7 protein-coding genes and 2 pseudogenes are annotated in these 10,064 nt (G+C 63.4%); 2 read left to right on the top strand and 7 right to left on the bottom strand.

What is annotated here, in order from left to right; translation table 11 throughout:
* Window positions 1–23: 23 nt before the first annotated feature.
* Window positions 24–641, bottom strand: coding sequence for a hypothetical protein (locus BN871_RS29520; RefSeq protein WP_332310253.1), 618 nt, complete (start codon window positions 639–641; stop codon window positions 24–26).
* A gap of 48 nt (window positions 642–689) precedes the next feature.
* Window positions 690–1,168, bottom strand: a pseudogene (gene polYB, locus BN871_RS29525) (DNA polymerase IV); the annotation flags it as partial.
* Window positions 1,169–1,274: 106 nt separating this feature from the next.
* On the opposite strand from polYB, the gene BN871_RS25590 reads away from it, so the two are divergent.
* Together BN871_RS25590 and BN871_RS25595 are read left to right on the top strand one after the other, a co-directional pair.
* The gene (locus tag BN871_RS25590) at window positions 1,275–3,188 is read left to right on the top strand and encodes a glycoside hydrolase family 13 protein (protein WP_053087055.1); all 1,914 of its coding nucleotides are present in this window, start codon (window positions 1,275–1,277) and stop codon (window positions 3,186–3,188) included.
* A 305-nt stretch (window positions 3,189–3,493) separates the two neighbouring features.
* Window positions 3,494–4,402, top strand: coding sequence for a copper amine oxidase N-terminal domain-containing protein (locus BN871_RS25595; protein WP_048749953.1), 909 nt, complete (start codon window positions 3,494–3,496; stop codon window positions 4,400–4,402).
* 504 nt (window positions 4,403–4,906) lie between these two features.
* Here the strand turns inward: BN871_RS25595 and BN871_RS30070 are convergent.
* The 5 genes and pseudogenes from BN871_RS30070 to BN871_RS28720 form a co-directional block, all read right to left on the bottom strand.
* Window positions 4,907–5,455: a YdeI/OmpD-associated family protein gene (locus BN871_RS30070; protein WP_332310252.1), complete on the bottom strand. Its 549-nt coding sequence runs from the start codon at window positions 5,453–5,455 to the stop codon at window positions 4,907–4,909.
* Between the two features lie 164 nt (window positions 5,456–5,619).
* Window positions 5,620–5,958, bottom strand: coding sequence for a hypothetical protein (locus BN871_RS25610; protein ID WP_048749957.1), 339 nt, complete (start codon window positions 5,956–5,958; stop codon window positions 5,620–5,622).
* Window positions 5,959–6,224: 266 nt separating this feature from the next.
* Complete coding sequence (locus BN871_RS25615; RefSeq protein WP_048749960.1) at window positions 6,225–6,596, bottom strand: hypothetical protein; 372 nt, start codon at window positions 6,594–6,596, stop codon at window positions 6,225–6,227.
* 385 nt (window positions 6,597–6,981) lie between these two features.
* Complete coding sequence (locus BN871_RS25625; RefSeq protein WP_053087057.1) at window positions 6,982–9,207, bottom strand: hypothetical protein; 2,226 nt, start codon at window positions 9,205–9,207, stop codon at window positions 6,982–6,984.
* A gap of 91 nt (window positions 9,208–9,298) precedes the next feature.
* A pseudogene (locus tag BN871_RS28720) lies at window positions 9,299–10,064 on the bottom strand (ABC transporter substrate-binding protein); the annotation flags it as partial.

Below are 10,064 nucleotides of genomic sequence, written 5' to 3' on the forward strand. Positions count from 1 at the left end.
CAGCTGCATGACGCTGTCGTCCGTCAGCCCGAGAGGGAGATGTTCAGCCGGCCGACCGGCAGGCCGCTCCAATGCCGGACGAACAGCTCCCGAACCGCCGCAGCGACCTCATGCGTCAGCGAGGTCGGCTGGGGCAGCGTCAGCTGGCGGCTGAACCAGGACGAGCGCTCGCCGTCGGTCTCCATGGCGGCGACCGAGACGACCGAGCCCATGCAGCCATGCCGCCTCGTGCGCTGGCATACCTCCACGACGAGCTCCAGCAGCACGACCTCGATGTCGGGCAGATGGCGGTACAGCCGCCAGCGCAGCGCCTTGCCGTGGCTGACCGACTTCAGCTGGTGGCGGATGCCGGTGACGACCGGGCTGGGATCGATCCCTCTCGCCGTCTGCCAATAATAGCCCGCCTGGATGTCGCTCTGCTTGCCCATCTCCAGCCGCATCCGCCGCTTGAACTCGGAGAAGTCCAGCCGCGCGATGTCCCCGATCGTGTTCAGCCCCATCCGCGTGAAATGCCTCGTCATCCGCGAGGCCACCATGAACATCTGGTGCACGGGCAGCGTCCACAGCGTCGACTCCAGCTTGCCGGGATTCAGCTCGAAGACGCCTTCCGGGCTTTTCTTGGCGTAATTGTCCGTCGCCATCTTGGCGAGGATCTTGGTGGGACCGATGCCGACCCTCGACCAGATGCCCGTGGACAGCTGGATATGGTTCTGGATATTGCGCGCCATCTCGTCCGGCGAGCCGTAGTAGCCTGCCGAGCCGGTGACGTCGAGGAACTGCTCGTCGATGCTGTAAGGCTCCACGAGATCGGTGTACGTCTCGAATATCTTCGTGATGAACAGGGACACTTCAATGTACATGGCCATCCGCGGCCGGATGACGACCAGCTCCGGACAATGGGCCAGCGCCTCTCCGACCCGCGAGGCCGTCGTCACGCCGCGGGCTTGGCCATCGGGCAGGCGGCCAGCACGATGCCGTTCATCCGGGACGGGTCGCCCACGGCAACCGGCTTGTCGTGATATTCGGGATGCGCCGCCTTCTCTACCGAAGCGTAGAACGACTGGCAGTCGGCCAGCATGATCACTCTCTCCACCGCGCACCTCCTGTTCTGCGGGAGCGGGCTCGCGGAGACTTCCCCTCTCCCTGTCGATCGAATGTATGTTCGCATCTGACTCTAGACGTATTATATACCGAATGTATGTTCCCTATGCAAGGAGAAAAATCATCCAGCTGCCGAAGCCGCGCCGAGGCTGGGAGGACGACGTCCGGCGTCCTTGGAGACGGAGGCTCCCGGCAAACTCAGCCTCGCGCTTCCGCTTGCCGGAGGCGCGGCCCTCTCCCTTGTTTGGAAAGCGGATCGGAATGGTATTTTATGTCTGGAGCTGGATGTCCGCCTGCCCTATGAGGGCGGTATCCGGCGCAACCAGAACGATCAGGGAGAGATGACGATGCTGCTGGAAGCGGTCTATCACCGGCCCAAGCTGAACTGGGCCTACGCGTATGACAGGGAAACGGTGCATCTGCGCCTGCGCACGAAGCGCGGCGACGTCGACCGGGTACAGGCAGCAGCCGGCGACAAGTATGGATGGGAGCAGACGGTTACGGACATCGAGCTGCGCCTATTCGCGAGCGACGCCATGTTCGATTATTGGGAAGCGGCGGTCACCCCCGCCTTCCGCCGCCTCCGCTACGCCTTCAAGCTCTATTCCGGCGGCCGGACGCTCTATAGGACCGAAGCAGGCTTCTTCGAGGAGCTTCCCGACAATCCGCCGGCGCTGTTCGAGTTCCCCTATTTGAACCCCGCGGATGTGTTCGAGCCCCCCGCCTGGGTGAAGGATGCGGTGTTCTATCAGATCTTCCCCGAACGGTTCGCGAACGGCGACCCGTCCCTCAACCCCGAAGGCACGCTGCCTTGGGGAGGGGAGCCTACGGAGGAGAGTTTTTTCGGAGGAGACCTCCAGGGAGTGATGGACCGTCTGGACCATCTGACGGAGCTCGGCGTGAACGCGATTTATTTCACGCCCGTGTTCGAAGCCGAGACCAACCATAAATACGACACGCAGGATTACATGCGGGTCGATCGCCGCTTCGGCACCAACGCCAAGCTGAAGGAGCTCGTGGACCTCTGCCATGCGCGCGGGATACGCGTGCTGCTGGACGCCGTCTTCAACCATTGCGGGCAATCGTTCGCGCCGTTCGCGGACGCCCTGGAGAACGGGGAGCGCTCCCGCTATGCCGGGTGGTTCCACAGGCGTCCGTGGCCGAGCGGCAGCGGCGGGCTCTCCCCTTACGAGACCTACGCTTTCGAGCCGCTCATGCCCAAGCTCAACACGGCCCATCCCGAGGTCAAGAAGTACCTGCTGGAGGTCGCGCGGTACTGGATCGAGGAGATCGGCATCGACGGCTGGCGCCTGGACGTGGCCAACGAGGTCGATCACCGGTTCTGGCGCGAATTCCGCCTGACCGTCAAGGAGGCCAAACCCGATGCGTACATTCTCGGCGAAATCTGGCACGATTCCATAATGTGGCTGCAGGGCGACCAGTTCGACGCCGTCATGAACTACCCGTTTTCCAGCGCCGTGCTGGAATTCTTCGCCCAGGAGGACATCGGGGCCGGCGAATTCGCCGATGCGATCGGCCGCCAGCTGGCCGCCTACCCGCGCCAGGCGACCGAGGCGGCGTTCAATCTGCTCGGCAGCCACGACACGCCGCGCCTGCTGACGATATGCGGCGGCAGCGTCCCCAAGATGAAGCTGGCCGCCCTGTTCCTGCTCGCTTATCCCGGCGCGCCCTGCATTTATTACGGGGACGAGGTCGGCCTCGACGGCGGCGGCGATCCCGGCTGCCGCAAATGCATGGAATGGGATGCCGATCGGCAAAACGCGGACCTGCTCGCCTTTTACAAGGCGGCCATCGCCCTGCGCCGCTCCTCTCCCGCGCTGCGGAGCGCCGGACTCCGCTTCCTGCTGGCAGAGCCGGGGGGAAGGCGCGCTCGCCTACGAGCGCAAGGGCGGCGGACAGCGCCTGCTCATCGCGATGAACGCCCGCGGCGGGACGGCGAGCCTGCGGTTCGGCTCGGCGCCTCCGCACGGCAGCGATGCCGCTCAGCCTCTTTCCTTCCGCGGGTTCGGCGAGGAGGGCGAAGCCGCGGCTTCGAGCCCCTCGCCCGGACAAGCCGTCCGGCCTGAAGCCGCCTCGCCGGCGCTCCCGGCAGCTCCGTCGGGGATCGATTCCGCCGGACGAAGTCCCGCTTGGAGGACGCTCCTCTCCAACTTCGAGGAACGCGGTTCCATCCGGACGGAAAATGGCGGCGGGCTTGCTGTCGAGCTTCCGCCCTACGGCTTCGTCGTCCTGGAGGCAGCAGAGGCGAATTAAGGACCAGGGCATCCGTCCCCCGGCTCCGTTCCGGCCGGATATTTCCTTCATTTGGAACATTTCCCCTCCATTCACGTCAGTTATACGGAAACTCATTCGAAAGCGGGGGAAAAATCAAATGAATCCAATCAAAGCCTTGAAAGCTGCCGCGGCTGCGGCGCTGATCGCGGGAGCGGTCCTGCCGGGCAGCGGCCTGGCCGAAGCGAAAGCGGCGGCTCCCGCCCCTCTCCTCTTCATCGACGGGCAGGTCCAATCGTCCGCTCTCCGCGTAGGCGGACGCATCCTGATCCAGCTCCGCTCCCTTCAGGACCCGGACTGGCTGACGTACTCGTACGATGCCAAGACTCGCACCGTGCGGGCCGCCAGCAAGGACAGCAGCAAGGTCATCGAGCTGAAGGAGGGCTCCAGGACGGCGAGCGTCAACGGCAAGCCGGTTCCGCTCGACGTCTCCGTCGTCATCCGGGACGGCAAAACCTATGTGCCGGTCCGGTTCGTAAGCGAGAGCATGGGGGCTTACGTCTCCTATGACAGCGCCAAGAGCCGCACGGTCGTCCGGACGCCGAAGGGGCAGAAAAGTTATGACGCGCTCATGGGCGGCGATCTCGCTGCGGCCCGCCAGGCTGCGATCGCCCTTGCAGTCCTCCCGCTGAAGGACCCGCTGGCTGTGGAGGGCGAAGGCTTCTCCGTCACCTACAGCTTCCCGGCAGGCGAAGCGCTGCGCTACGAGATGGTGTACAAGCAGCTGCTTTCCTCCATTGTCATCGACGCGGATGGTATCGCACAGACCGTCTATCAGAGGAGCGAGATCTACGGCCAGCCGGCCAAGGAAAAGGGAACCAAGCCGAAAAGCATCGCTCCCGGCTACTACTTCACGGACAATGTCATGGCCGATTATATCTATTACGGCTCCATCGATTCCAATGGCGAAGCCAAGGAGCTCGAAGCCATCGATCGCGCCAGCCATCCGGAGTACAAGGACAAGCTCATCGTCCCGATTGACGGGGAAAAGCGCACGGACGGGAAATAACCTTCGCGGACGCTTCGGCAAACCGCTTCCTGCCAGCCAATAAAACGCCTTGCGCCGCGTCCGGGGCCAAGCGCGCACGCCGCAAGCCATCCCTGCTCACGCAAAAAAAGATCGCGCATCCCCTCCAAAAAAGGGACCGCGATCTTTTTCACTTTTCGGCCAGGCCGCCAAGGAAAGCCTCCGGCGCCCGGGAAATCCATTTTCTCGGATGGATGACCCGCTGCAAGTGCAACCCGATATCGGGATGGTCGAACGGCAGAACGGCGAGCTCGCGTCATCGGCTTGAAGGATGCCTCCGGCAGCCTCGACCTGCTCTGCGCCTTGACCGCCTTCCCGACCAAGCCGGTGTTGTGCGGCGAGGATCTTTTCTTTCCCGCCCCGCTTCCCTCAAACGCCTCGTCTTCCGGCAGGGCCATCTGCCCTCCGAGACGCTCCGTCTGCCGATGACCCCGGTCTCTCCGGAGCTGCAGGCCAAGCTGGAGCCGCATGTCTGATTCCCGGCTTTCACTTCTTGGGATAAATCCGTTCCCCCCGCTCAAGCATGTCCGCGAACGCGAGGATGCGGGCCGCTCTCGTCTCCGGCTTTTGGGCCTGATGGACGCGATACAGCATCGCGTACCGGTTCCGGCTGTCCAGCCCGGCGAAAAAATCCCGGGCCGCCGGCCGCCGTTCCAGCTCTGCCGCGAAATCCCCCGGCATCTCCATGCGGCTTTGGCTCTCGTAAGCCTTGTCCCACCGGCCGCTGCGGCGCGCTTCGTCGACCGCCTCCAGGCCGGGGCGGCCGCATCCGCCCTTCGGCGATGAGCCGCTCCGCCTTGTCGCGGTTGATCCGCGACCAGACGCTCCCGGAGCGGCGCGGCGTGAAATGCTGCAGCCAGCCGTCCTCGTCCGCCTTCTCCTTGCGGCTGTCGATCCACCCCCAGCGCAAGGCGCATTCCAGAGCTTCCTCGTACGCAATCGAATGCTTCGCGGCTCCTTTTTTGGCGATCCGCAACCTGATGCCGGACGATTCCCCGTGGAACTCTTCCAGCCAGGCGTCAAATTGAGCCGCATCGGCGAACGTCAGGATCGGCTTCCCCAGTCCTTTTTGTTCCGGCATGCCTGCCCCTCCTTTTCCAAGGTAATCTCCATGAATTCCAACTGACGTGCAGCCGTCCCTTCGCAGCCGTCTCTATGGAACGGGGGACAGCTCCCGCCCCTCTTCTGCGTCAGCCCGTTCAGCAGCTACCGGCGCCTCTCTTCCCCGCCGCAGTCGATCGCGGTGCCGTAGGTGCCGTACGGATCCGGCTGCTCCGCGCTCCGGAGGGGACCTTGCGGCCGCCCCAGCGGGTGTTCAGAAGGACGAGATGCAGCATGACGAGCCCGATGAAAAAATGATAAACGTTGGCATAGATCGTATTGGTGTAAATATTCAAAGCGCCGAACTCCGGAATGAGATCCAGATGAGCGGTCTTGCGGCGGATATAAGCCGCGTCGAGCAGGAGCAGGACAATCAGCGCCAATCCTGCCAGCGCAAGCACGAATCCGATTCCGGTCCAAGCCGCTCCTGCTTTCACAGAATCCCCTCCCGCCCTATCATGCCACAAAAATTTCCAGGAGGATAGGCTGCGCCTGACTTCCGCTCCCGCGCCGCTGCCCATGGACTGGACTGTACTGTACACGGACGTCCGGCAATGCCATCATCGCCTTCCGTCTCGACCAGGAATAAAAAAACAGGTCCGGGACGCTCCATGGAGCGAACGGGCCTGTTCCGGATATTTTTTTCGCCATCCGCCGATTCAAGCCTGGATGCCCCGCAGGGCTGCTAGGCCCTTCCCGGCAATCAGGCTTTTTCAATCAAATACTGCAGCGCTTCTTCATAGGAGGACCAATGCGTTTCGGTCGAATGCTGCGATTCCGCAGCCGCGCGGCGCAGCTGAAGCTCGGTGATCTTGCTGGCGACGACGACAGCCGCCGCGCTCAAGCCCGCGGCCTTGATATCGCGTTGATGCTCCACCAGCCGCTCCCTCGCCGCCGGAGTGAACGCCTTCATCTCCCGCATGTCGACGACAAGGCTGAAATCGTTCATGCCCTCGTCCTTCACCATTTGCAGCAGTTCCGCATTGATGGCATCGACTTCCTCCGGAGCGACGTTGCCAGCCCATACGATTTCCAGGATGCGCTTGGCTTTGTGAATGATTTTGACGGAACTCATGATCCACCTCTTGGCTGAATTTGTCCTCTTCTACCGACATCTTTATTAACGGAAGATCCGGTTCAAATAATTAGGTCTTTTTACCCATGAGTTTAAAGAAAAGTAAAAGCCGCCTATCCAGGGGAAAGGCGGCTTCTCATCATCCATTCAACTCCATGCCAACGTGATCCGGACGCCGGTCGGCCGGCCGGGATGCCGAAGAAGCAGCGTGGACGATGCGGAATCGAATGCGGTCTCCACGGAGAGCTCATCGGCGGCTCCGGCTCCATCCAGCCGGATAATCCGGCGGAGCCGGACGCTTCCCCCGACGTTTCCCCGGATGCTCCATCATCGGCCGGCTCAGCCAATGCCCGGGCGGGACTGAAAGGGACCCGCAGCCTTGTGCTCACCAGGATGCCGGCCGGCGCCTCCGACACATAGGAGAAGACGGAGCCTTCCCGGCGCTCGTCCCGGATGCGCGACGAGCTGGCAAGCAGCGCGGCCGTGCAGCCGCCGGCCTCTCCGGCATTACGGCCTCCTCCCTCCGGCGCAGAGCCCGCAGAAGCTTCGGCGCTTGCGCGGCATAGCTCAGGTCATAGAGCAGGCAATTCTCGCCCGGCGCCAGCTCGACCCGCTGCAGAACGGGCAGATCGGCTTCGAACAGATCGATGAACGATCCTTGAAGCACCGCCGCCGTGGCGGCCTCCCTGCCTGTCGCGGGCGCGGCAGCCGCCTCCTCATTGAATCCTGCCGTACTTGCTCCAGCTGCAATCTCAGCCTCTGCCGCATTCGCCCCTGCCGCTCCATCCGATCCCGCCGCTTCCTCCTCGTCCAGCGCATGCGCGATCACATACGGGCCGCGCTGGATGCGCAGCATGCCGCTTTCCCTGTACTCCTCGGCTTCTCCGCGCAGCTCCAGCGCGCGCCGGATCGAGGCGAGCACCTTCTCCGCGCCTTCCGGGGAACGGGACAGCCCGGCCGGATGGGACCTCAGATACAGAACCGCTCCATCTCCGACGGCATGCTCTCCTTCCTCCGGATTTCTCCCGAGTCCCATCGACTCGAACAAATGCTCCTCGGGACGCTCATAGATGCGGCTGCCGGCTCCCCGGTTCCACCACTCGCTGACGCGATGGAACGGATCCGAGCCGTCGCCGGCATAGACCAGCACGCCGCCCTCGCGCACCCACTGGCCGAGCGCCTGATGGATGCCGGGATGCTCCGGCTTCATGAATTCGTAGCTGAGCAGCAGCACCCGGTAGCCCTCCAGATAACCGGGGAAGGACAGAATGTTGTCCAGCTGGACAGGGCGAAGAGGAATGCCCTTCTTCAGCGGCGGCAGCGCCAGCCCGTAGAACGCCGACCAGTCGAGCAGCTCCTGCTGCCGCTCCGTCAGGGCGCCTGCGGCTGCGGTGCCGTCGTAGTTGAAGCCCTCTCCCTCATCGCCCTCCGCCAGAACGTCGCCGCGCTGGTACATGGCCGAGTTGGCGAGGCAGAGTCCGATGCCGCCCGTTTCCGCAGCCTCTCCGCCGTCAGCCCCCGACACCTCGTCGTGGTTATGCATGTCGCGCAGCACGTTCATGACCGTCAGCAGAACGGTGGCGTACCCGCCGGGAATCGTCTCCTTGCCTTTCCCGTCCTCGGTCGGGTAGGGAAGCTCGAACACCCTCCACGGCCAAGGACAGACCTCGTAACGGCTGACCCCGGGATGCAGCAGCGAAGCGGCTACCGTCGCCCGGTAGTTGCGGCGGTAGTCGCTCCAGCTGTAGCGCGGATTGTCTTCGATCGGATCGTGCAGGAACCACATCTCCCGCCCCGTTCCGCGCGTAAGCTCCTGCATGATGCCGTATTCCAGGTACGCCGTCTCGAACGTCCGCTCGCGGCGGACTCCCTTGTAGACGTTGGCCGTGCGCGCCGTGCCGGTCCAGATCTGGGCGATGAAGCCGTCGCAGGCCGGCATCGAGACGAGCAGCGCCTCGGGACTGACGATCCGCCACTGCGTGTAGTTGATCAGGCTGTGCGTCGGCACGTAGAACCGGACCCTCCGTCCGTAGGCGACGAGGGAGTACTCCTTCATTTCGCTGCAGATCCGGTCGAGAGCGCGGTAATACATCGCCGCCTTCAGCTTGGAGGCGCGGTACTGGGCATCCGGCGAGGAATGCGGCTCCTGCCACTCCTCCCCGTAATAGTTCAGCCATTCCCGCTTGAACGCCTCCTCGTAGCCCGCCTGCGCCCAGAACTCCGGCTCCTCCAGATGGATCGCCTCGACGCCGCAGTCGATCGCCTTCTTGATCTGCGCGGCCAGATAGTCGGCGAACGAGATCGTCGGCACCATGTACGGCACATCCTTGCCATGCAGCAGACGGCCGCCGGAGGACTCCGTCTGCGCTTCATCCCAATGCTCCCGGCCGTCGAAGCGGCCGTACAGATAATCCTGGTACTCTCCCCAGGAGACGCCGGTCATGAGATGGATGCTGTAGCTGGCTTTCTTCCACCCTTCGATCCGCCGGGGCAGATCCTCCGAGATGCCGTACACCATGACGAAGTCGGTACGCAGATCATACTTCGGCCCGTACGGACGGGATTCCTGGAATCCCGTCCACTCCTGCCTTTCCTGCCCGTTCCGGTTCAAATTCGCCCGTCCCCTTTCCCGCTGCGGTTTCAAGCCCGCCCGCAGCCTTTCCCGTACGTCTCCGGCTTCCCCGCTCCTTGCGGACTCAGGGTCAGTTCGGCATCGCCAGCTTGACGACTTCCTTGCCCTTCAGGTTGTCGTTCACGTACTTGATTGCATCCGGATAACCGGTCTTGTTCATCTGGTCGCGCAGCGCGCCGATGACCTTGAGCGCCGCATCGTCGGACTTGGCGAAGATCGCTTCCTTCCATACGTCCCCGATCTTATCCATGGACGGCTTGAGCGCCTCCCACTGCGGCGACTTGGCCATGACATCGCCGGGGTTGTAGGCCGAGATGACCGAGATGCCGTTCGGGCGCAAAATCTTGCGCGCGTTGTCCATCTTGGCGATCCGGTCCTGATCCGCCCAGATGTCGCCTCCAAGAGAATTCAAGCGGTCCTGGCCGGTCATATCCTCATAGCCGATGCTGAAGCCTTCGTTCTTCTTGGCCTTGCCCGTCGTATCGCTCGCGAATTTGTCGAAGAACTCCTGCTTGGCGACGGGCTTGCCGTCCACCATATCGTAATGGACGCCCTCAACGCCGTAGCGGACCAGCTTGAAGCCTTCGTCCGACGCGAGGAAATCGAGCAGCTTCAGCGCGGCGTCGACGTTTTTGCATGCCTTCGTGATGACGGTCACGTTGTTGCCCTGGATGCCGAGATCGACCGGCCGGTCCGGCTCGGCGCCGGCGCGCTCCAGCGGGCCTACCGGCACGTAGTCGCTTCCCGGATGCGCTTTCACATAATCCTTGGAAGCATCGATGATCGCCGGCAGATGCGCGGCCAGGACGGCGATGCGGCCCTGCTTGATCTTCTCC

The sequence above is a fragment of the Paenibacillus sp. P22 genome, from assembly GCF_000469945.2.
Taxonomy (GTDB): Bacteria; Bacillota; Bacilli; order Paenibacillales; family Paenibacillaceae; genus Paenibacillus_O; species Paenibacillus_O humicus.